Raw genomic sequence first — 21,062 nt, 5'->3', positions numbered from 1 at the left:
GAATAAGCCAACATAAATGGGTGTTCAGGCAGCCATTGCCCCCACGGCCGGCGCTGCATCTGGCACGTCCAGTTTGGCCAGAGGCATCTGCGCCATGGATCCAGGAGCAAGAAGCCGCCGCAGTCGGATCGGACCGTGCAGTGACCCCATTTGCTCGAGTTCCACCTGACCTTGAGAGGAGAGAAACAAGAGGGCCCAGAACACGCCGACCCTGTCGGTGTCGAGATCCTTGGCAGCCTCCGCACTCCAGCGCAGCACCAAACTCTCGAAATCCACCCACTGCAGTGCGGTTTCCCAGCCATTGAGGAACACGCCCATGGCTGCGGTGGTCTCCGGTAGCTTTTCTCGGTGGGCAAGAGCAGCCACCTGCGCGATCGCTTCTTTGTTGGAGTAGCGCTTTTGCCTCTGCCGCCTCCGCATCTCGAGCTCGTCGGACTCCAGCTGTTCGGCGATCGACTCCAGTTGCTCAATCAGTTCCCCCAAGGTGACGGGGCGTCGCAAGGGAGGAGGAGCCACCGGGCGACGTTGAAGATGGCGTTCTGGATGTCGGGGCAGATCAAAACTGGGATCCAGCCAGCCTTGATCGCCGTAATCGGCATCAAACGCTTCCTCGAGCTCGGGTTCTGGAGGGAAGGTGCTGGCTTCGAGCACTTCCGCCTTCAGTCCCACAAGCACCGATGCGGCAAGAAACGCTTCACTGCTGTCTGCCAAGTCACGTTCGTAACTTCCACCTCGCTGTTGAAGCGCTTCTGCCACCTTCCGCGGCACTTCGATGCGTTGTTTGAGCTGATCGAGAAATCCGTCCACGACGGCGATGACGTCCACATCCCAGGGATCCAGATCGCCCCGTTGCGCGGCATCTTGGAGCAAACGGATCGCAAGCCTGGCACCCGCATCAGCGCCTTGATTCAGCCCGGCTTCCGGCACCGCAACCGACCATCTTCAGCAAAAGTACCGGTCCTGAACGCTTCCGGCCAGCCCCTTCAGCTCACCTCGATCGATGGGCTGTCGAGGCTGCTGTCTGCGGTTTCGGCTGATGGCAGCAGTCCAAGCTGCGTCTGGACTGTGGCCCTATAGCGGTTGAGATCAACTTCCAGTTCTTGAATGCGCACTTGCTGGGCCTCAAATTCCGAGGCGTTGCTGAAGCGTTCCACGTTGTTCAGCATGCCGCTCCAGGTGGCAAATAACCAAGCAGCGGCTGCACCCACGCCAGACGCCACCAGCAGAAGGGCCGCCAGGGGGAGGGTGTATTGCAGCCCTGGCAGCACCCTCACCGTTGTGGCTTCCGTGTTCTCCAGGGTGAAGAACACGGTGCTCAGTCCGAAGAAGAAAATCAGGCTGAAATTGATCTGGCGCATGTCCGCAGGCGATGCAGGAGCAGTGAATCAAACGTACGGAGTTCCTGCAGCAGCGTCTGGACAGAGATGGGAAAGGACGAAGATCGTTACGCTCCGTTAGTGCTGTTGGGCAAACTGGGTGCCCGCAACATGGCTGGCGCCAGGCTGCCACTGCGGATTAAAGGTGCCGTCGGGCGACTGATCACTTCCATGGCGGCCAGGTTGCGATCCACCAGGGCTTCGATCGCCGATCGATAGCTGTCGGTCATCAGGCGTGGATAAAGGCCGATGCCGATGATGGGAACGAGCAGGCAGCCGATGATGTAAACCTCACGAGGTTCGGCGTCCACCAGGTTGGTGTTGGTGGTGAGCTGGGCGTTCTCTTTTCCGAAGAAAATCTCCCGCAGCATGGAGAGGAGATAGATCGGTGTGAGGATCACACCGATTGCGGCCAGTCCGTCGATCACGATCCGGAAGCTCAGGGTGTAAGCCTCATCGGTCGCGAAGCCCGTGAAGACCATCAGTTCGCTGACAAATCCACTCATCCCCGGCAGGGCAAGAGACGCGAGCGAACACACGGTCCAGAGCGCGAACATCACGCGCATCTTTTGACCGACGCCGCCCATTTCATCGAGTTGAAGCGTGTGGGTGCGGTCGTAGGTGGCACCGACAAGGAAAAACAGGCTGGCTCCGATCAAGCCATGGCTAATCATCTGGAGCATCGCTCCACTGGTGCCCAAGGCGCTGAAACTGCCAATCCCGATCAACACAAAGCCCATGTGGCTGATCGAGCTGTACGCGATCTTGCGTTTGAGATTGCGCTGAGCAAACGAGGTGAGTGCGGCATAAATGATGTTCACGACACCAAGCACCACCAGCAGCGGCGCGAACTGTGCGTGGGCCTCTGGCAGCATTTCAGCGTTGAAACGCATCAAGGCATATCCCCCCATCTTGAGAAGGATCCCGGCGAGCAGCATGTGCACCGGGGCGGTGGCTTCACCATGGGCATCCGGCAGCCACGTGTGCAGCGGAACAATGGGGAGTTTGACGCCGAATGCGATCAGCAGTCCGGCGTAACAGAGCAACTGGAACCCTGTGCTGAAGCCTTTTTGGGCCAGAACGGTGTATTCAAAGTTGGGGGTGCCGCCTCCCATGAAGCCCATGGCGAGGGCCGCAAGCAGGATGAACAGTGAGCTGCCTGCGGTGTAAAGGATGAATTTGGTTGCGGCGTACTGGCGTTTCTTTCCACCCCAGATCGCCAGCAGCAGATAGACGGGTAACAGTTCCAGCTCCCAGGCCAGGAAGAACAGCAACATGTCCTGGACGGCGAACACAGCGATCTGGCCACCATCCATGGCCAGAATTAGAAAGAAAAACAGCTTGGGTTTGAACGTCACAGGCCAGGCCGCGAGCACGGCGAGGGCTGTGATGAAGCTCGTCAGCAGGATCAATGGCATGGACAGGCCGTCGGCTCCAACGGCCCATGTCAAGCCGAGATTGGGAAGCCAGCTCACCCGTTCGGAGAGTTGCAGGCCACTGAAGCTGGGGTCGTAACCAGTCAGATACGCACCGGCTGTGATCAGAAAGGTGGTCAGCGCAATACCAAGCGCGAACCAGCGAACCTGACGGCCCTCACCCTCATCGGGAATGAACGGCACCATCAATGCCCCCACGATGGGGAAGAGAATGGACAAGCTCAGCCAGGGAAACTGGGCCGGAATAATGCCAGCCGCAATATCAACGGCTGGATCAAAGGGTGCGCTGACAGCGAATTCCAGCAAAGATGAGGCCTTTCACCACTGGCTTGAGTGTAGAAATCTTGGCTGTGGTGACATCCAGTCGATAGGCGTTGACACACACAGCGACAGCCAAAACCAGTCCGATCTAATTGATCGGACCGCCCAAGACACCAAACAGCACCACCAAACCGATCACACCGCCGAACACGATCAGGGCGTAGAACTGCGCGCGACCGGTTTCGAAATACTTGAGTCCTTCACCACTACCAAGGGTGAGCAGGCCGGTGAGATTGACCACGCCATCCACGACCTTGGCATCCACTTCCAGCACTTCGCGAGCAATCTTGCGGCTGCCGCGAACAAACAACTTCTCGTTGATGGAATCGAGATACCACTTGTTCGCCAAGAAGGCATTCATGCTGGGGAACCGGGCAGCCACCAACTCGCCCAAGTCGATGCGATGGACGGCATAGGCCAGCACGGCCACGGAGATCCCAGCTGCCGAAATGGCGACGGAGGCACCGGCCAGAGGCAGAAATTCACCCCAGCTGAAGTGTTCCGCCATTTCCATGGCTTCCTCGGGGTTGAGCAACCCGGCAAAACGGCTGTTCCAGGGTGTTCCCAGAAGGCCGATCAGAACCGATGGAACAGCTAGCACCACCAGAGGCAGCGTCATCGACCAAGGCGATTCGTGCAGGCTTCCGGCATGGTGCGAATGCTCTTGATCAACAGTCTTGCCGGCGGCGGCCATCAGCTTGGCTTGCATGGCCTCATCGTTGCCACGGAAGTCGCCCTCGAAGGTGAGGAAATACAGCCGAAACATGTAGAAGGCCGTCATGCCGGCCGTCAGGAAGCCAACAACCCAGAGCAGTGGGAATGTTTCGAAGGCTTGCCCGAGAATTTCATCCTTGCTCCAGAAGCCAGCTAGGGGAGGGATCCCACTGATGGCAATGCAACCGATCAGAAATGTGATCGCGGTGATCGGCATTTTCTTGCGTAAACCGCCCATCAGGCGCATGTCCTGCGCCAGCACAGGTTCATGACCCACCACATCCTCCATGGCATGGATCACGGAACCCGATCCAAGGAAGAGCATGGCCTTGAAGAAGGCATGGGTCACCAGGTGGAACATGCCAGCGACCGGAGCTCCGCAGCCCATGGCCAACATCATGTAGCCCAGCTGAGAGACGGTGCTGTAAGCCAGCCCCTTTTTGAGATCCATCTGGGTGAGGGCGATGGAGGCCCCTAAAAAGCAGGTGATCGTCCCGGTGACGGCAATGAACACGCCAACACTGGGGAACTGGCTGTAGAGGGGTTCCAGGCGAGCGACGAGGAAGACACCGGCGGCCACCATGGTGGCCGCATGGATCAGGGCTGAAATTGGTGTGGGACCTTCCATCGCGTCCGGCAGCCACACGTGCAGCGGGAACTGCGCGGACTTCGCCATCGGGCCCATGAACACGAACAGGCAGAGCGCCAGCGCTGCCCAACCCGGCACCACACCGCTGCTCACAGCGGCCGAAAGACCGTCGGCGATGCCCTGGAATCCGAAACTGCCGGTCGCCCAAAACAGACCCAGGATTCCCAAAAGCAAACCGAAATCGCCCACACGGTTCACCACGAAGGCTTTCTGGGCGGCATGGGCCGCTCCGTCCCGGTCGTACCAGAAGCCCACGAGCAGGTACGACGACATGCCGACCAGCTCCCAGAACACATAGATCTCGAGCAGGTTCGGACTCACCACGAGTCCGAGCATCGAGCTGCTGAAAATGGCCAGATAGGTGAAAAAGCGCACGTAGCTCTTGTCGTGCGCCATGTAGCCGTGGGAGTAGATCATCACCAACAGCGCCACGGTGGTGACCAGAGCCAGCATGACGGCGGCAAGGGGGTCGACCACATACCCCATCGGCAGGGTGAAGTCTCCAGCACTGGCCCACACGAATAAGTGCTCAACGGGAGGTGCCCCTCCCAGCTGTTCCAACAGAACGGCGTAACTAATCACTGCAGCGGCCCCCACGCAGCTGATCAGCAGCAGCGCAACCGGTTTGCGCAATCGGTTGATGGTTCGGTTGAAGCTGATCAGGCCTAGGCCAGAGATCAAGGCTCCGAACAAAGGCAGAACTGGAATCAACCAGGCGGAGTCGGCGGCCGAGGGCATCCAGACAAATCAGGTTGTGTCGAGTGTAGGCAGCTCAGCTCAACAGCTCTCCGAGCCTGGAGTGAAGAAACGCCATTCCACCGATGGGGATGTAGCGGTGGGCCCACCAGAACACCCCCACAGCGATAGCGATGCCCAATTGGGCCGGGCGCACCAGCTCGGTCCAGATGATCGTCTGTCGACCCTCAATGACGGCAGCGAGAGGGACTACAGAAGTTTCGTCCCTGAGTTTGTCGAAGGCATCGCCGAAACGCTGCTTCAGCCTGCGATCGCCATGCCACACAGCAAAAAGATGATGACCGATCAGGCCAGCGCAGGTCACCAGCATGAAACTGCTGCCGATCCATAGGGCATGGCTCAGGCACCACAGGATCTGCCCGACGGCCTGTGGGTGACGACTGATTCGGATGATCCCAGTGGCATAAAGGCGCACCTGAGGCTTGAGCACCGCCGGAATCTCCAGCAGGTTGTAAGTGGCTGGGTACAAAAACAGGAAGCTGATGGCTGTCACGATCCAAACCAACGGCACCATGCCGGGGAGGCCCTGAAGGTTCCAGAGGCGGATACCGTCGTAGCGGTGGGCCAGGAAATACCCAATCACCACAACCGCGGAGGGAATGCTGAGCGCTGCAAACACCAGTCGCCATGCCCTGGCGCCGATGCGCGCCTCCGCGCGACTGCGTAGCGCAGCACCTCCGCTGTGAATCACAGCAAAGATCAGCAGAAGCGTGAACATCACCAGGCTGCTGTGGTGAAGACCTGCCGTTGCGTCAGCCAACGAGATGCTGCGGGAGCCGTGATTCTGGCGTTTGACGGGCGGGGTGCCCCTTACAGTTTTTGATCATCTGCTCTTTGCCAGGCAGCTCTCCATGGCCGATCTGCCTTTCACTCTGGATCAGCTGCGCATCCTCAGGGCCATTGTCAGTGAGGGCAGTTTCAAGAAAGCTGCTGACAGCCTTTACGTCACTCAGCCGGCGGTGAGTTTGCAGATTCAAAACCTCGAGAAGCAGCTTGAGGTGGCGCTTTTCGACCGGGGTGGACGCAAAGCTCAGCTCACTGAAGCCGGTCATCTGCTTCTGAGTTACTGCGATCGCATCCTCAGCCAGTGCCATGAAGCCTGTCGGGCGTTGGATGATCTTCACGACCTCAAAGGCGGTTCCCTTCTGGTCGGCGCCAGTCAGACCACGGGCACGTATCTCATGCCGCGGATGATCGGCCTTTTCCGACAGAAATATCCAGATGTGGCGGTGCAACTGCACGTGCACAGCACACGTCGTACCGGCTGGAGCGTGGCCAACGGACAAATTGATTTGGCGATTATCGGCGGTGAGTTGCCGGCTGAGCTCAACGAACTGCTCCAGGTCTTGCCCTATGCCAGCGATGAGCTGGCACTCGTGCTCCCCATCAAACATCCTCTCGCCCGTCTGGTGGAGCTCAGCAAGGACGACCTCTATCGACTGGGGTTTGTGAGTCTGGATGCTCAATCCACAACCCGAAAGATGGTCGACCAGTTGCTCGGGCGATCCGGTCTCGATGTCCAGCGTCTTCGCGTCGAGATGGAGCTCAATTCCTTTGAGGCGATCAAGAATGCTGTCCAGGCTGGTCTGGGCGCAGCCTTTTTGCCTGTGGTGTCCATCGAGCGCGAGCTCACCGCCGGCACACTGCATCGTCCCAATGTGGTGGATCTGCAGGTGCGCCGTCAGCTCAAGCTGATCACCAATCCTTCTCGATACTGCTCCCGTGCTGCCGAAGCCTTCCGAAGGGATGTGCTCCCCGTTTTTGCCAGTGCTGACAGCCCGATTCGACAAGGCCGCTCGGCCATCGCGCCTCAGGAGGAGCCTGAGGAGGAATTGATCCAGAATCAGAACTGATCGGCTTCCGGTGTGATGCCCACCGTGTCATCGGCAACGCCGCGGGTGAGGAACTTGTTCTGACTGATATCGGTCTGATAAACGCAGCGCACTACAGGTTTGTCGCGCACGGAACCGATGTAGGCAAAGGTGTTCATCCGTTGTTTGCAATCACGCTCCTGTGCGGAGGTGATGGCCCCTTCCTTACGAAGCACCGCCCAGTTCTCGCGGCGGATCACACAGCCTGGTTGCAGAGTTGGTTGGGTGACGAAGCTGGTGGAAGGATTCAGCGTGGTGTACATCTCGATGTCCATCACAAAGGCACTCGCTCCCCACTGCTGGCAAAACTCTGGATCCGGCACGGCCATGTCCAGCTGCTGGGCGCTGGCGATGTTGCCCTGATCGCCCTGAGTGGTGCTAGTGACTGCGCTGCCGATGCCAATCCCAACGATCAACACCCCCGCTAGAACCGCGATGGTGCCGGTGTTAAGGCTGAGTCCGCCGTTTTTCGGCGGTGGTGGGCCCCCGTAACCACCTCGATCTCGGCGTTCATTACGACGCGATTCGTCGCGGTCGCGACGACGGTCATCCATGCGTCGGTCGTAACCGGGACGAGGTCGGTCGTAGGGGGATCGGCTCACAGCAGTTCGGGGGTGCGGGGTAAACCCATGGAGTAGTTGAGAACCCGACTATCAGGGTTGTAACTGAGCTGCCCAGCCTGAAGCAGTTCGCGGATGAATCCTTCGAGTTCTGTTCCGATCCGTCGGAGGTTGTAGTCACTGAGGGGCTGACCGTCGTAGCTCTTCACAAGATCCCGAAAGCGCTGTTGCACGCTTTCGACACTGCTGTCGGGCCACAGGAACTCGTTGTCCGGATCCAGGTCAAGGGTCAACTGGCTGGGATCGGCCACCAGATCTCCGGCTTCAACGCGAGCTGTGAACAAACGCACGTGTCGGGTTGTGCTTTTCAGCAGGGTCTCGGCCATGGATCAAATGGAGCGGTGATGGCACCGCGCAGGCGGGTTGGTAGCGACTTTAGGAAGCGAAGAGGAGAGTCCTCCTTTTAAGGTTGTTTTCAACTTGTAATCAGAAGCATGCGCGTCGCCATCGCGGGAGCCGGTCTGGCAGGTCTGTCCTGCGCCAAGTACCTGGCTGATGCTGGTCACACCCCCATCGTGGTGGAAGCCCGTGATGTACTCGGCGGGAAGGTGGCGGCTTGGAAAGACGAAGACGGTGACTGGTATGAAACCGGCTTGCACATCTTCTTCGGGGCTTACCCGAACATGCTGCAGCTGTTCAAGGAGCTGAACATCGAAGACCGGCTGCAGTGGAAGAGCCACTCGATGATTTTCAATCAGCCTGAGGAGCCCGGCACCTACAGCCGTTTCGATTTCCCCGATCTGCCTGCACCAGTCAATGGTGTGGCGGCGATCCTGGGTAATAACGACATGCTCACCTGGCCGGAGAAGATCAGTTTCGGCCTGGGACTGGTCCCCGCCATGCTCCGGGGCCAGGGCTATGTCGAAGAGTGCGACAAATACTCCTGGACGGAGTGGCTGCAGATTCACAACATTCCGGAGCGCGTCAACGACGAGGTGTTCATCGCCATGAGCAAGGCGCTGAATTTCATCGATCCCGATGAGATCTCCGCCACCGTGGTGCTCACAGCCTTGAATCGTTTCCTCCAGGAGAAGAACGGCTCGCAGATGGCCTTCCTCGACGGTGCTCCACCGGAGCGCCTCTGCCAGCCGGTGGTTGAGCACATCGAGTCACTGGGTGGTGAAGTGCACCTCAACAGCCCCCTCCGTGAGATCAAGCTCAATGCCGACGGTTCGGTGTCGGCCTTCCACATCGGTGGTGTGAAGGGCAAAGACAGCTTCGATCTCACCGCTGACGCCTACGTCAGTGCCTTGCCGGTGGATCCTTTCAAGCTGTTGCTGCCTGAGCCCTGGAAGCAGATGGAGGTCTTCCAAAAGTTGGACGGGCTTCGGGGTGTGCCTGTGATCAACCTGCACCTTTGGTTTGATCGCAAGCTCACCGACATCGACCATCTGTTGTTCAGCCGGTCGCCCCTGCTGAGCGTCTACGCCGACATGAGCATCACCTGCAAGGAGTACGAAGACCCCGACAAGTCAATGCTCGAGTTGGTCTTTGCTCCTGCCAAAGACTGGATCGGTCGTCCCGATGAAGAAATCATCGAGGCCACCATGGGTGAGCTCAAGAAATTGTTCCCAATGCACTTCAGTGGCGACAACCCTGCCACCCTGCGCAAATACAAGGTTGTGAAGACGCCGTTGTCTGTCTACAAGACAACTCCTGGCTGCCAAGAGCTGCGCCCGGATCAAGCCACTCCGATTAAGAACTTCTTCCTGGCAGGCGATTACACGATGCAGCGCTATCTCGCTTCAATGGAGGGCGCTGTTCTGAGCGGCAAGCTCTGCGCCAAGGCTGTTGAAACATCACCGCTGGCTGAAAGCAGTGCCAAGGCTGATCGGCCTCAAGCTGTCACGGCCTGAGTTGATGCTGAGGCAACTTCAACAACGTTTGCTTGGCCCGGCTGAATCTCGTTCGGATCGTGTTCGCCGCCTCTCGCGGGCGTGGTTGTTGGTGGTGTCGTCACTAATTGCAGGATCAGTTGCTTTCACATTTGTGCGATTAAGAGCTCGTATCGCTGAATATTTCGATGAGCGTACTGAGCAGTTGGTCAGTGCCATCGATGCTCAACTGGATTTGATCGATAGTGACTATCAAAGGCAAACGTCTGCTGATTTGAATCTTGCTTTTCTGGCTATTTCTGGAGATACAGCTTCATCGAGCCGATTAAGCGTTGAAGAGAAAAAATCGATGCTCCGGTTTTTTGGCGAGCTTGACGTCAATAGCCGTAAAAAAATCGATGTCTTTCTGGATATTCTGAAGAAAGATATGGGCGCCGAAGCTACGCTCTTTGCGTTGGATGAATCAGGCTTTGTTCGTGTCGCAACGACATTGCAAACGGATTCGGGTGGTTCCATGGAAGGATCATTGCTTGATCCTCAAGGTGAAGTCTCCAAGAAACTACTTGAAGGGGAACAATTTTTTGGTGCTGGGGATTTTCTTGGTGAGCTTTACATCGCCAAAGCGGTTCCGGTTAAGAAGTTTGATGGGCAAATTGTTGGTGCAATTTCAGTTGGTTATCCTGTTCGCCAATTGAGTGAAGTTGGTAGGATCATCCAATCTTCGAAGATTGGTAATTTCGGATTTCTTGCGCTTGCTGATAGCAAAGGGAAAATTCTCTATGTAACAGAGGGGCGATCGATTGAGAAATCCCAAAGGATCATCGACACGTTTGCTTCCTCAGGACAGTCGATTATTCAAGACGTTAAAGTTGATGATTATAGAGTTAGTTCCTTTCTTTTTAAACCCTGGAAATATAAAATCTACGTCGCCTCCAGCGTTTCTGAGATCAATACCCTAACCGCTCGCGTGGTCACTGAATCAATGCTGCCGATTGTGCTTGTTTTGCTCTCGGTCATGGTTCTAACGATTTCGTTGGAGCGCTTGTTGAAAAGCGCATTGCTCGACGCCGAAAAGCTTCGGATGTCAGCAGAAGAACAAAGTGAACGCGCTCACAAAGCAAAAAAGGCTGCTTTCCTTGCCAGCCAGGCGAAAAGCGAATTTCTCGCCAATATGAGTCATGAACTCCGAACTCCGATGAATGCCATTATTGGATACAGCGAGATGTTGATTGAAGATTCTGAGGATCTAGAGCCGGAAGATTTTGTCGTTGATCTTGAGAAGATTCTTTCTTCCGGCAAGCATTTGCTTGGTTTGATTAATGGTGTGCTTGATCTTTCCAAGATTGAGGCTGGGAAAATGACCCTCTACATTGAAAATGTTTCGCTCAGAGACCTTTTCGAGGAGGTGAGCGCTACAGCTGCGCCACTAGCGCAAAAAAATAATAATCAATTTATTTGCGAAGCTCCGTCCTATTCAGATGATCTTGTTCGGTCAGATACGACAAAAATTAGGCAGGCTTTGATTAACTTGATCGGCAATGCCTGTAAGTTTACGGAGAATGGAACTGTCAGGCTCTCTGCTCAGGTTGAGCGTGACCAGCACGATGTGCCTTGGGTCCATTTCCGGGTTTCTGATACCGGGATCGGAATGTCCGAAGAACAACTTGAAAAGCTTTTTAAAGACTTTAGTCAAGCTGATGCCAGTACAACGCGTCGTTACGGGGGTACTGGTCTTGGTCTGTCGCTCAGCCGCAGGTTGAGTCGTTTGATGGGTGGAGACATCACGGTTGAAAGTGCTCTGGGCAAGGGGAGCACGTTCACGATGACAATCCCCCGTTACCCAGCGGCCGAATCACCGGCGCAGCTTGAACTAGATGACCCTGACAATGAGGGGGTGGATATGCAAGTCGTGGATCGCCGTGGGCGAGTCTTAGTGGTCGATGATGATGATCAATCCTTGGAGATGATCAAGCATTTTCTTCTTAAAGCTTCATTTGATGTTTTGAGCGCTCCTAATAGTGAGGCCGGTCTTGAACAAGCAAGGTCATGCGACCCGGATATTTTGATTGTTGATATTCATGCTTCTCAGCTCAGCGGTTGGGACATGCTGGCCAAGATTCGCGCTGATGAAAAACTGAAGACATTGCCGGTTATTGTTGTGAGCCGCGATGATGCCAAAGAGCTTTCGGTGATGCTCGGTGCAGCCGGAGCGCTACAGCATCCCATTGATTGGTCCCGCCTAACCCACATCCTTGAAAGGATTCGTTCAGGTTGCGATCACAACATGCAGACAGATGTTGCTCTGCTGGATGGATCGCCCCGTCTCAAAGTATTGGTTGAAGCATTGTTGAAGGAGCATCATTGGAATCTTCGCTCTTATTCTCACGAGGATCGTTTGCTGTCTGAAATCTCAGACGACACCCCTCATTTACTGATTGTTGACCTCTCTGGTGACGCAACGAAGTCGATGCAGGCCATTGAATCGATTCGTGTCAAATTTGACCCCAAGGCCCTTCCTCTTGTGGCAATCTCGGATAATCCTCTTGACTCTGATACCTTGCAGCGGCTTGAGGCAGTTGGATCACGTTGGCTGACTGTCAGTGGATCGAACGTTGATGTAATGCTTTCCTCAATTGAAGAATTGATGGCACTCTCTTTGGAGGACGACTAGGATCAATGACGACCATTCTTCTTGTTGAGGACAATGAACTGAATCGCGACATGTTGTCGCGGCGGCTCACTCGGAAGGGCTTCGAAGTGCAATTCGCATTGGATGGTCAGGAAGCTGTTGACAAAGCCAAAGCGCTCATGCCTGATCTGGTGTTGATGGATATTGGCCTGCCCGTGATTGATGGATATGATGCGACGCGGGCGATCAAGTCTGACGATGCGACCAAGTCAATTCCTGTGATTGCTTTAACTGCCCATGCAATGGCAGAAGATCGGAAGCGATGTCTTGATGCTGGCTGTGATGATTTTGATACGAAGCCGATTGATTTGTCGCGACTTCTTGAAAAAATCCAATCGCTTCTCGGAGGTAATGTCTGATGGCTGCTGATCCAAGTGCTAAGGAGAACGTCGAATATAAGCTTCTTCGTCACGATCTCTATAACCCGATTAATCAAATTGTTGGCTACAGCGAGCTGTTGACTGAGGAGCTCGAGGCAGGAGAATCGATCGATCCTGATGATCTGGCCAAGATCGGAACATCTGCACGTGTCTTGCTTGAGATGATTCGTAGTCGATTAACGGAATCTGAATTGCAAAGTGAGCGTCATGAAGCCAAGCGTGATTCTTCGACATCAGTCATTCAGTTGAAAACTGAATCATCGCGTCGTCAACATGATGAACGGAAGCCTACCCATCAATTGCGAAAAGGTCGAATTCTTGTTGTTGATGATGACCCATACAATCGCGACTTGCTTGTTCAAACCCTCTCAAGAGATGGCCACATCGTGTCGACTGCAGAATGTGGAGAAGTTGCACTCGACAAAGCCACAGATCAACCTTTTGATCTGGTGCTATTGGATATTCAAATGCCAGGTATTGACGGTAGTGAAGTGCTGCGTTTGCTTAAAGGAGCTTCTGCCACTGCTCAGATTCCAGTTATCATGATTTCTGGTTTGGAAGATATTGATGTTGTTGTGGAGTGTGTTGAATATGGTGCAGAAGACTACCTGCCGAAACCTTGTAACCTCACACTTTTGCGTGCCCGAGTTGGAACTTCGCTTGATAAAAAATTTAGATATGACGAAGATCTTGCTCTTTATGAGCATTTAAAGGCCACTCAAGCGACTATTCGCGCGCAGTTGATTGCAGCTCAGAAGCTTGCTTCAGAGCTGTCGACTTCTGATGATAATGAGGTCACACTGGAAAGGCTCCGTCAGCATTTCGCGTCCATGTCTTCGCTCCTTTTGGAGAAAGATTCTGCATTGCATGAGACAATCAAGAAGTTAGAGGTTAAAATCAGCCGCCAATCCGTTGCGACACAGGTCAAAGCCATCACTAACGATCCTGCTTTTAAGACGCTTTCAGAGCGAGCACGCTTGATGCGTCAGCGTCGCCATCAGAGGGGAGCTTGACCATGGTCTCGGCTTCATCCGTTTCAATGGTGGTGGCCGAAAACGGTCTTATCCCGTTGGATGAGGCTTACGAGCGTTGTCGTTGCGAAACCGAGGAATGGGCGAAGACCTTTTACCTCGGGACCATGCTCATGCCACCTGACAAGCGGCGGGCTATTTGGGCAATTTACGTCTGGTGTCGTCGAACGGATGAAATCATGGATAGTCCTGAAGCGATGAGCAAGCCTCGGGATGAACTGCTCAGTCTTCTGGACCAGTGGGAACGTCATACGCGGTCTGTTTTTGATGGTCAAGCAGTGAATTGGCTCGATCAAGTCATGGTCGATACGATCCAGCGTTTTGATCAGCCTTTGCAGCCCTATCTCGACATGATTGAAGGGATGCGAATGGACCTCAAGTGGACGCGTTATTCCACATTTGAAGAGCTCAAGTTGTATTGCTATCGCGTGGCAGGCACGGTTGGTCTGATGTCTGAACGTGTGATGGGTGTTGATCCTGGCTATACCTCTGCACCATGGAGCACAGGAGCCAATACGTCAGGAGCCGCTGTTGCCTTGGGTATCGCGAATCAGCTCACCAATATCCTCAGGGATGTTGGTGAAGATCGTCATCGCGGTCGTATTTATCTTCCATTAGAGGATCTTCAACAATTCGGTTATACGGAAGACGACTTGTTTAATGGTGTTGTCAATGATTCTTGGAAAAAATTGATGGCGTTTCAAATTGATCGGGCTCGACAATGGTTCCGTCAATCTGAAGAGGGAGTGCGTTTCTTGGCTCCCGACGCACGCTGGCCTGTCTGGACGTCTCTACGCTTGTACCGCGGTATTTTGTCCAGGATTGAGCAAAATCAATACGACGTCTTCAACCATCGTGCTTATGTACCGAAGTACAGGAAGTTGATCGACTTGCCATTTTCTTTCCTGTTGTCTCAATCTCAATAGTGCTTTGTTTTTTGTGAACTGCTCTCGCTCTGCTTTTGCACTTTCGCTCATTTCAGCGTTCGCAATTTTGGCTCCACTTTCAGCCGTTGCTGAAGAATCAGATCTGCCTGATGCGATGCAGATTGAGGCAGTTTCTTCGACATGGCCTGTGGGAGATGCTCCTCTAGTGCCACCCATTCCGCCAGCGACGCTGCAGCGCCTGGATATGGATACCGCTGTACAGCTGGCTCAGGAACGTAACCCAATCATCCAGGAAAAATATCAATCGTTTCGTGCGAGCCAAGATGAACTTGGTTCAGATTTTGCGACATGGTGGCCCACAATCAGCTTTGATTTCAACTTCGGCAACTATAACCAGAATTCTTATTACAATTATGCTGGTGCCAACAGTGGTATCGATACATCCATATACAGCGACTACACAGGCGGAAGTACGTCATTGAGTGACTTGCCTTCCTATTTGTTTGCTCGCGATTACACGAGTAGCTATTTACAAGGTGTTCAAACGCTCGACGTTAATTGGAAGCTTTACGATCCTGCTCGAGGTCCTCAGATTTGGAAGGGTAAATACTTGGTCAAGGAAGCGGGTAGTGATTACATCATCTCGCGCCGAGATTATTCCTTGATGACGCGCCAGGCGTACGTGAAGCTGCAGCGCACGTTGGCTTCAATCGTGACGGGTCGTCAGTTGGTCGACAATGATCGACTGCTTCTGCAGTTAGCAGATTCGAGAAAGCGTCTTGGTGTTGCTTCACAGCTTGATGTCGCCAAACAGATCACTGTGCTCCGCACAGACGAGGTCAACCTTGTCAACGCAAAGCGTGATTCGTTAGTTGCGCAAGCGGAGTTGGCTCAACTTCTGAATGATCCACGTTCCATGGAGATTCAGCCCAGTGAAGCGTTGAGTCCTTTGGGATCGTGGGCTTCCTCATTGCAAGAAACCATTGACTCTGCACTCGAATATCGGCAGGTCATTGTCAAAAATCTCTCTCGTGTGAAGCAGAATGAGTTGCAAGCGGAGATTGATCTTGCAATTTACAGGCCAACGATTGAGCTTGTGAATTCCTTGTATTGGACGAAGAATCTTGGCTATCCAAATAGCGGTGAACCATACATCGTTGATACAGGCCGTAGTGATCTTTGGAACTCAGAATCTGTGTTGCAGATTACATTGACTGGCTTTGATGGTGGCCGTGCTCGGATGGATGCAGCGGCGGCGAGAAAGCGGGCTGCTGCTGCACAGTTAGCGGCTCGTCAGTCGATCAATTCCGTGATTGAGGAAGTCCGCGAATACTTTGCGCAGTCCACGGATGGTCGCGAGGCCGTTCTTGTCGCCTCAGGGCGAGTGCAAGCCGCTTCATCGGCTCTCAAGTTGCAGTCCCAGAGGTTCAATGCTGGTTACGGCACGATTACAGATGTTGTTCAATCTCAGCAAGATCTCACGGAAGCTGTGAGTTCCTACATCGAGCAATTGGCTGATTACAACCTTGCCTTGGTCAATCTGGCCCGTGCTAGTGGCTTGTCCTACCAAAACGACCCAGACTTGCTCGCCCAGGTTGGTGATCCACTCGCTGCAGTTGGTTTGAGTTCCGTGCTGCAGAGGGCCCAGTCTGACTCTGACGACTGAATCTAATTTTAAGACCCAGGTTCAAAACGGTTCCTGGGCTGATATCGAGGTAATCTGAAGTCCGACTCACACCCCATTTCGTCCTCAGGGCGGATTGATCATGACGCAGATCATTGCAATTCATTCGTTCCGAGGCGGTACTGGTAAATCAAACCTGACGGCCAACCTTTCAACTGCGTTGGCCCTTCAAGGCAAGCGCGTTGCCATCTTAGATACTGATCTGGCATCCCCAGGGATTCATGTTCTGTTTGATTTTTCTCTCTCTGAGGGTGATCGATGTCTGAACGATTACCTGCAGGAAGATGTGCAAATCCGTGATTGTGTGCATGAGGTGACACCTGACCCTGTGAAGTCAGCAAGGGGTCGCATCTTCCTTTTGCCTGCTTCTCTTGACAGTGATCGAATTGCTCGTCTTCTGCGCGAGGGCTATCAGGTTGAAAAGCTGAATGACGCAATGTTCTCTATTGCTGATGACTTAAAGCTTGATTTTGTCCTTGTTGATACTCACCCAGGGATTAATGAAGAGACTCTGCTTTCTGCAGCTATTGCTGATCATTTGATCATGGTGATGCGTCCAGACAGTCAGGATTATTTGGGAACCGCGGTTGCGATTGAGGTGGCTCAGCGTCTTGATGTGATGAATATTCAACTTGTGATGAATAAACTCCCCAGTCAATTCAGTCGTGATGAGGTGCGTCTGCGGATGCAGGAAAGTTATGAGGTTTCCATCGGGTCAATTCTTCCTCTCAGTGAGGATCTTCTGACGTTGGCAAGTGGCGGTTTGGCTGTTCTTGAGTTTCCCAACCACGCCTGGACTGATGCTGTCCGTGACCTGGCGACCGTTCTACTCGAGTCTCCCGGCGATTGATCACTGTGGATCAACTTGATTACGATGCCCTTCCACGGACGCCTCTCACCATGGCGCTGATGGTGGAGCTCGAGCCTGCTCCGCTCCGACGCCTGCTGAAGAAAGGTCTTCGTCGGGGCCTCAGCACCGATGGGTTGCGTACTTGCCTTGACAGTGATTGGGGCTTCGACCTAGAGAGCGAATCTGCTTCCGAACTTCTCTGCGCCTTGCGTGAGCGTCGTTGGTTTATGCAGTCTCAGGACGCAGACCTCTGGAAGACGCATCTCGGTCCCTGATCCATCAACGTTTTCATGCAGCTGATCCGTGCTTGGTATGCCGTTGAGCTCTCTTCGGCAGTCTCCGAAGGCAGCGTCCAGAAACTCCATTTCCATGGCGAGGTTTTTGCGATCTGGAGATCCCTCGATGGCAAAGTCTCGATTGTTCCAGATCGCTGTCCCCACAAGGGAGCCAGCCTGAGTGCGGGCAATGTCGGTGAACAGGGTCTGTCATGCCCTTATCACGGTTGGTGCTTCCAGTCAGATGGGGCTTGCGCCAAAATTCCCGCTCAGGGCGATGACAATCCAATTCCGCGTCGCGCAACACTAGGTGGGTTGCCCTGTCGTGAGCGGTATGGATACATCTGGATCTGGTGGGATCCCACAGGGCAATCTGCGGCTGATGACTTGCCAGCTTTGCCTGGTGTTGGCCCCATTCCAGAATCAGATGACAGTGGCTGGCGCTCTCTAGAAGGAACCGTGGTCTGGCAAGCCCATTGGTTGCGGGTGCTGGAAGCATTCATGGATCTAACCCATGCACCATTTGTTCACAGCGGCAGTTTCGGGGCGATGGCCCCTGATCAGTTGATGCCAGTGGATCAATGGTGTCGCGATGACAGCGTCTACGAGCGTGTGATTGCACCTCGCGATCGTCACTACCGTGCCGACCAAGGGCGTGGTCTGCGTGCCTGGTTCAACCAGGCGGATGAGAAGGGCGTTGATCAGGAGTCCGATGATGCTGGTGAACAGCACATCCAGCTCTGGTTGGCCAATGTGTCCTTGGTTCGGGTGGTCTTTGGTGATTTTCAGATTTCGTTGATGACCGCCCATGTGCCCATGGGTGATGGCACCACGCGAAATTTATGGCGTCACTTCCGTTCTTTCCTCCGCAGCCCACTTGCCGATGGCAATGCTCGAGGACGTGTGGATCGGTTCATGGCTGAAGATCAACGCACTGTTGAAACGCTGACTCCAGCCATGCCTGATCTTGATGGTCATGGGGATCTTTTGGTGGCCAGTGATGTATCGACCTTGGCTCTTCGTCGCATGCTTCGCCAAAAGCGTAACGATGGTCTGCTGATCTGATTTTAATTCTGCAGGTTTCTGATCTATCAACGAACACGAATCAATGACCAAACGTCTTCCAATTGAAGCTCTCGACCATGTTGCGCTTACGGTCAGTGATCCTGATCGTTCGATGCAGTGGTACCAGGACATTCTTGGTTTCAAGCCCGCATCGATGGAAGGTCTTAAGCAAGGCCCTCCTTACCTCCTTCGTGTGGCAGAAGGGAATTATTTGAACTTGTTTCCCTCTGATTCCGTTCCGATGAAGTCTGTTCCGGATCACAGCACTGTCGCCATGCGCCATGTCGCCTTTCGCGTGACTTATGAATCGATGGCCAAGGTTCAACAATCACTGGAAGAGCGAGGTCTTGCAGTGACGGGGTTTGATTATGGACCTCGTTGTCGCGCCCTGTTTATTTCAGATCCCGATGGGCATCAAATTGAATTGATTGGCTATGCCGAGGGTGTTTTCACCTCTTGAGGGTGAGTTTGTGAAGGGATCCTCGGCATCGAGATGAGTAGTGCAATGGCTCCAATCACCAGGTAAGCCTGAACTTGAAACGTCGCGCTGTAGCCAGCACGTTCGAACAACTGTCCGGCGAGCAGAGGTCCGACGAGGGATGTCAGGCTGACCACAGATTGGGAGAGCCCACCAAGCACACCCTGTTGATCTTCTGAAACGCACAGTGACATCGACGAGCGAAGCCCAGGTGTGCTGAGACCGACACCACCAGCAAACAGGAGTTGTGTGATGTAAAGACTGCTGCCTTGTTTGATCACTGAAACGCCAAACATCGCGATGGCAACCAGCGTGAGGCCGATCATGGACAGACGATCAGGTCGCAATCGCTTCAGCAGACGAGGGAGCAGCGCTCCCTGAACGATCACAGCCACGACTCCGACATACACCAAAACCAGGGACGTGGGTTGGGGTCCCCAGTTGAAGCGATCCTTTGCTGCGAGCACGAAAATTCCCGAGAATGCGCTGAAGCCGAGATAGAAGAGGAAATAGATGGAGATCAGTTTGCGCAGGCGGCCCGATCCGCTCGTCAGCAGAGGGTTGGGTTGGCGCTGTTGATCAAGCTCCGTTGGAGATTTGCGTTGACGTGATTCTGGAAGTTGGAGGCGGATCAGGATCACGTTGATGATGCAGAACGTTGCCGCCACCACAAACGGATAGCGCGGATTCAATGCCCCGAGAGCACCTCCCAGCCCTGGTCCAATGATGAATCCCAGCCCAAGTGCAGCCCCGATGGCTCCGAACCCCACCGTTCGTTGGTCTCGGTCTTCAACGGCGTCGGCCACCATTGCTTGTGAAACCGCAAAGACGCCTGATGAAGCACCGTTCAGAGCTGAAAACAGCAGCAACATCGTGAGTGAAGTGGAGAGCCCCTGGCCAATCAGTGCAAGGGCACTAATGCCGACTGCGATGGTGAGGATTCCACGACGACCCCAGCGATCTGAGAGCCGGCCGATCACGGGGGCCCCTAGGAACTGAAGCCCGGAATAGGTTGCTGTCACACTGGTGACGGCGATTGCATTGAAGGATCCCGTCAGCTGATCCACAAAGAACGGAACAACAGGGAGAAGCAGGCCAAAGCTGGCGGAGTCGACGGCCACCACCAAGCAGAGAATGATCAAGACGCGCTTGTTCATTCGGGTTCTCCTGTGGTGTTGCTGATTGCGGTGCAGAGCATATTGATCAGGATCGGGTTGATCTGGTCAGGGGCTTCGTCATGGGGGCAGTGGCCCAGGCATGGGACTGTTTTCAGTTCATAGACACTCTCAAAAGCCGTCCATCGTTGGGCCTGTTCCACCGGCTCCCAGGGATCAGCTTCTCCCCAGATCACACGCACAGGCGTTGTGAGCCTCTCAAGAAGCTCAGGTGCAAGGTGATCCTGGAACAAGTTGATAAAGCCTCGGAATGATTCCAGCGCTCCCGAATCTGTGGTTGCCCGATGGAGAACGGACACCAGTTGGTCATCGACGCCTGCTCCGGTGGGATAAGCCAGTTCCAAAACTTTGCGGATAATGGATGGTCGCGCGAGGCTGCGAAACAAGGGACCGGTGATCCAGCGTTGTCTCACCAGTTGTTTGAGCAACGGTCTGCCCAGTGCACGGAATGGCGGTTGTTCTGCCACACGTTTGTCGTCAATGGCGCGTTGAGCGCAGTCGATCAGAACGACACCTTCTGCGGGTGTGGATTGGGTCTCAAGCATTTCAGCTGCACGCAGTGCGACGACGCCACCGATGGAGTTGCCGACAAGCTGCACGTTTTGAAGTTTGTAAGCGTCGAGAAAGCTCACCACCTGCTGCGCCCATAAATCGATGCAATAGAGCGTGCTGCCGTCAACTTCCGGCTCGGATGCAAGTCGGGATTGTGGCTTATCGCTTGACCCAAATCCCAGAAGATCGACCGCTGCCACATTGAACTGCTCTGTCAGTGCTGAGACGTTGTGGCGCCAGTGCTCCTTGCAAGCCCCAAAGCCATGGATCAGCACAGCGGTTTGGGCATTGGTGGTGTTTGACGTTCTGACGAAGCTGATCCTGTGATCGCCCCAGTTCCACTCATCCAGCCACTCTTGAGGATAAATGGATGCTGCTGAATGGGATGTTGTGTCCTGAGCTGGCATGAGATCTTGTG

Annotated in this window: 20 protein-coding genes; 11 read left to right on the top strand and 9 right to left on the bottom strand. The window is 54.3% G+C overall.

The features are described 5' to 3' along the window. Nucleotides 1–24 precede the first annotated feature (24 nt). The 5 genes from SynA1560_RS12080 to SynA1560_RS12060 form a co-directional block, all read right to left on the bottom strand. Entirely contained in the window at nt 25–927 is a 903-nt protein-coding gene (locus SynA1560_RS12080) for a segregation/condensation protein A (RefSeq protein ID WP_186469490.1), read from the bottom strand. A gap of 56 nt (nt 928–983) precedes the next feature. Beyond that, nucleotides 984–1,358: a lipopolysaccharide assembly protein LapA domain-containing protein gene (locus SynA1560_RS12075; protein WP_186469489.1), complete on the bottom strand. Its 375-nt coding sequence runs from the start codon at nt 1,356–1,358 to the stop codon at nt 984–986. Nucleotides 1,359–1,444: 86 nt separating this feature from the next. Beyond that, on the bottom strand, nt 1,445–3,118 hold the full coding sequence (locus tag SynA1560_RS12070; protein ID WP_186500631.1) for an NAD(P)H-quinone oxidoreductase subunit 4: 1,674 nt from the start codon (nt 3,116–3,118) through the stop codon (nt 1,445–1,447). A 103-nt stretch (nt 3,119–3,221) separates the two neighbouring features. Next, nucleotides 3,222–5,234: an NAD(P)H-quinone oxidoreductase subunit 5 gene (locus SynA1560_RS12065; protein WP_186500630.1), complete on the bottom strand. Its 2,013-nt coding sequence runs from the start codon at nt 5,232–5,234 to the stop codon at nt 3,222–3,224. 34 nt (nt 5,235–5,268) lie between these two features. Next, the gene (locus SynA1560_RS12060) at nt 5,269–5,970 is read right to left on the bottom strand and encodes an NnrU family protein (RefSeq protein WP_186501674.1); all 702 of its coding nucleotides are present in this window, start codon (nt 5,968–5,970) and stop codon (nt 5,269–5,271) included. 133 nt (nt 5,971–6,103) lie between these two features. Here SynA1560_RS12060 and SynA1560_RS12055 point away from each other — a divergent pair, with 133 nt between their 5' ends. Continuing rightward, entirely contained in the window at nt 6,104–7,105 is a 1,002-nt protein-coding gene (locus SynA1560_RS12055) for a LysR family transcriptional regulator (protein WP_186469486.1), read from the top strand. Here the strand turns inward: SynA1560_RS12055 and SynA1560_RS12050 are convergent. Beyond that, a complete protein-coding gene (locus SynA1560_RS12050; protein WP_186469485.1) occupies nt 7,096–7,725 on the bottom strand; it encodes a DUF3172 domain-containing protein in 630 nt (209 codons plus the stop codon). The genes SynA1560_RS12055 and SynA1560_RS12050 overlap by 10 nt on opposite strands. Beyond that, complete coding sequence (locus SynA1560_RS12045; protein WP_186469484.1) at nt 7,722–8,069, bottom strand: NAD(P)H-quinone oxidoreductase subunit M; 348 nt, start codon at nt 8,067–8,069, stop codon at nt 7,722–7,724. The genes SynA1560_RS12050 and SynA1560_RS12045 overlap by 4 nt, the downstream gene beginning before the upstream one ends. A gap of 108 nt (nt 8,070–8,177) precedes the next feature. Between SynA1560_RS12045 and pds the strand changes: the two genes are divergently transcribed. From pds to SynA1560_RS11995, 10 genes are all read left to right on the top strand, one after another. Then, nucleotides 8,178–9,599 (top strand): 15-cis-phytoene desaturase, encoded by a 1,422-nt coding sequence (gene pds, locus SynA1560_RS12040; protein WP_186469483.1) that lies wholly within the window; start codon nt 8,178–8,180, stop codon nt 9,597–9,599. Next, complete coding sequence (locus SynA1560_RS12035; protein ID WP_186469482.1) at nt 9,535–12,249, top strand: ATP-binding protein; 2,715 nt, start codon at nt 9,535–9,537, stop codon at nt 12,247–12,249. The genes pds and SynA1560_RS12035 overlap by 65 nt, the downstream gene beginning before the upstream one ends. A gap of 5 nt (nt 12,250–12,254) precedes the next feature. After that, nucleotides 12,255–12,626 (top strand): response regulator, encoded by a 372-nt coding sequence (locus tag SynA1560_RS12030; protein ID WP_186469481.1) that lies wholly within the window; start codon nt 12,255–12,257, stop codon nt 12,624–12,626. Beyond that, entirely contained in the window at nt 12,626–13,660 is a 1,035-nt protein-coding gene (locus tag SynA1560_RS12025; RefSeq protein ID WP_186500629.1) for a response regulator, read from the top strand. Before SynA1560_RS12030 ends, SynA1560_RS12025 begins: the two co-directional genes overlap by 1 nt. Nucleotides 13,661–13,662: 2 nt before the next feature. After that, entirely contained in the window at nt 13,663–14,604 is a 942-nt protein-coding gene (locus SynA1560_RS12020; protein ID WP_186469479.1) for a phytoene synthase, read from the top strand. A gap of 67 nt (nt 14,605–14,671) precedes the next feature. Beyond that, nucleotides 14,672–16,231: a TolC family protein gene (locus tag SynA1560_RS12015; protein ID WP_186500628.1), complete on the top strand. Its 1,560-nt coding sequence runs from the start codon at nt 14,672–14,674 to the stop codon at nt 16,229–16,231. Nucleotides 16,232–16,331: 100 nt separating this feature from the next. Then, nucleotides 16,332–17,099 (top strand): MinD/ParA family protein, encoded by a 768-nt coding sequence (locus SynA1560_RS12010; RefSeq protein ID WP_186469477.1) that lies wholly within the window; start codon nt 16,332–16,334, stop codon nt 17,097–17,099. A gap of 5 nt (nt 17,100–17,104) precedes the next feature. Continuing rightward, nucleotides 17,105–17,374 carry a hypothetical protein gene (locus SynA1560_RS12005; protein WP_186469476.1) on the top strand — a complete coding sequence of 90 codons (270 nt, stop codon included), beginning with the start codon at nt 17,105–17,107 and terminating at the stop codon, nt 17,372–17,374. 15 nt (nt 17,375–17,389) lie between these two features. Continuing rightward, nucleotides 17,390–18,439: an aromatic ring-hydroxylating dioxygenase subunit alpha gene (locus tag SynA1560_RS12000; RefSeq protein WP_186500627.1), complete on the top strand. Its 1,050-nt coding sequence runs from the start codon at nt 17,390–17,392 to the stop codon at nt 18,437–18,439. A gap of 43 nt (nt 18,440–18,482) precedes the next feature. Further along, nucleotides 18,483–18,899: a VOC family protein gene (locus SynA1560_RS11995; protein ID WP_186469474.1), complete on the top strand. Its 417-nt coding sequence runs from the start codon at nt 18,483–18,485 to the stop codon at nt 18,897–18,899. Here SynA1560_RS11995 and SynA1560_RS11990 read toward each other — a convergent pair. Together SynA1560_RS11990 and SynA1560_RS11985 are read right to left on the bottom strand one after the other, a co-directional pair. Beyond that, a complete protein-coding gene (locus SynA1560_RS11990; RefSeq protein WP_186500626.1) occupies nt 18,872–20,074 on the bottom strand; it encodes an MFS transporter in 1,203 nt (400 codons plus the stop codon). The two genes, SynA1560_RS11995 and SynA1560_RS11990, sit on opposite strands and share 28 nt — an antisense overlap. Further along, entirely contained in the window at nt 20,071–21,051 is a 981-nt protein-coding gene (locus SynA1560_RS11985) for an alpha/beta fold hydrolase (RefSeq protein WP_186500625.1), read from the bottom strand. Before SynA1560_RS11985 ends, SynA1560_RS11990 begins: the two co-directional genes overlap by 4 nt. Nucleotides 21,052–21,062: the final 11 nt, after the last annotated feature.

Source organism: Synechococcus sp. A15-60 (assembly GCF_014280095.1).
In the GTDB taxonomy this organism is placed as follows: Bacteria; Cyanobacteriota; Cyanobacteriia; order PCC-6307; family Cyanobiaceae; genus Synechococcus_C.
The sequence above is the reverse complement of the archived record's forward strand: the minus strand, read 5'-3'. Positions and strand labels throughout refer to the sequence as shown.

What these genes read in the sequence shown, in the direction of transcription:
- SynA1560_RS12075 (WP_186469489.1), bottom strand. Translation starts at nt 1,358, where the DNA reads ATGCGCCAGATCAATTTCAGCCTGATTTTCTTCTTCGGACTGAGCACC.
- SynA1560_RS12065 (WP_186500630.1), bottom strand. Translation starts at nt 5,234, where the DNA reads ATGCCCTCGGCCGCCGACTCCGCCTGGTTGATTCCAGTTCTGCCTTTG.
- SynA1560_RS12060 (WP_186501674.1), bottom strand. Translation starts at nt 5,970, where the DNA reads ATGTTCACGCTTCTGCTGATCTTTGCTGTGATTCACAGCGGAGGTGCT.
- SynA1560_RS12055 (WP_186469486.1), top strand. Translation starts at nt 6,104, where the DNA reads ATGGCCGATCTGCCTTTCACTCTGGATCAGCTGCGCATCCTCAGGGCC.
- SynA1560_RS12045 (WP_186469484.1), bottom strand. Translation starts at nt 8,069, where the DNA reads ATGGCCGAGACCCTGCTGAAAAGCACAACCCGACACGTGCGTTTGTTC.
- pds (WP_186469483.1), top strand. Translation starts at nt 8,178, where the DNA reads ATGCGCGTCGCCATCGCGGGAGCCGGTCTGGCAGGTCTGTCCTGCGCC.
- SynA1560_RS12030 (WP_186469481.1), top strand. Translation starts at nt 12,255, where the DNA reads ATGACGACCATTCTTCTTGTTGAGGACAATGAACTGAATCGCGACATG.
- SynA1560_RS12025 (WP_186500629.1), top strand. Translation starts at nt 12,626, where the DNA reads ATGGCTGCTGATCCAAGTGCTAAGGAGAACGTCGAATATAAGCTTCTT.
- SynA1560_RS12020 (WP_186469479.1), top strand. Translation starts at nt 13,663, where the DNA reads ATGGTCTCGGCTTCATCCGTTTCAATGGTGGTGGCCGAAAACGGTCTT.
- SynA1560_RS12010 (WP_186469477.1), top strand. Translation starts at nt 16,332, where the DNA reads ATGACGCAGATCATTGCAATTCATTCGTTCCGAGGCGGTACTGGTAAA.
- SynA1560_RS12000 (WP_186500627.1), top strand. Translation starts at nt 17,390, where the DNA reads ATGCAGCTGATCCGTGCTTGGTATGCCGTTGAGCTCTCTTCGGCAGTC.
- SynA1560_RS11995 (WP_186469474.1), top strand. Translation starts at nt 18,483, where the DNA reads ATGACCAAACGTCTTCCAATTGAAGCTCTCGACCATGTTGCGCTTACG.
- SynA1560_RS11990 (WP_186500626.1), bottom strand. Translation starts at nt 20,074, where the DNA reads ATGAACAAGCGCGTCTTGATCATTCTCTGCTTGGTGGTGGCCGTCGAC.
- SynA1560_RS11985 (WP_186500625.1), bottom strand. Translation starts at nt 21,051, where the DNA reads ATGCCAGCTCAGGACACAACATCCCATTCAGCAGCATCCATTTATCCT.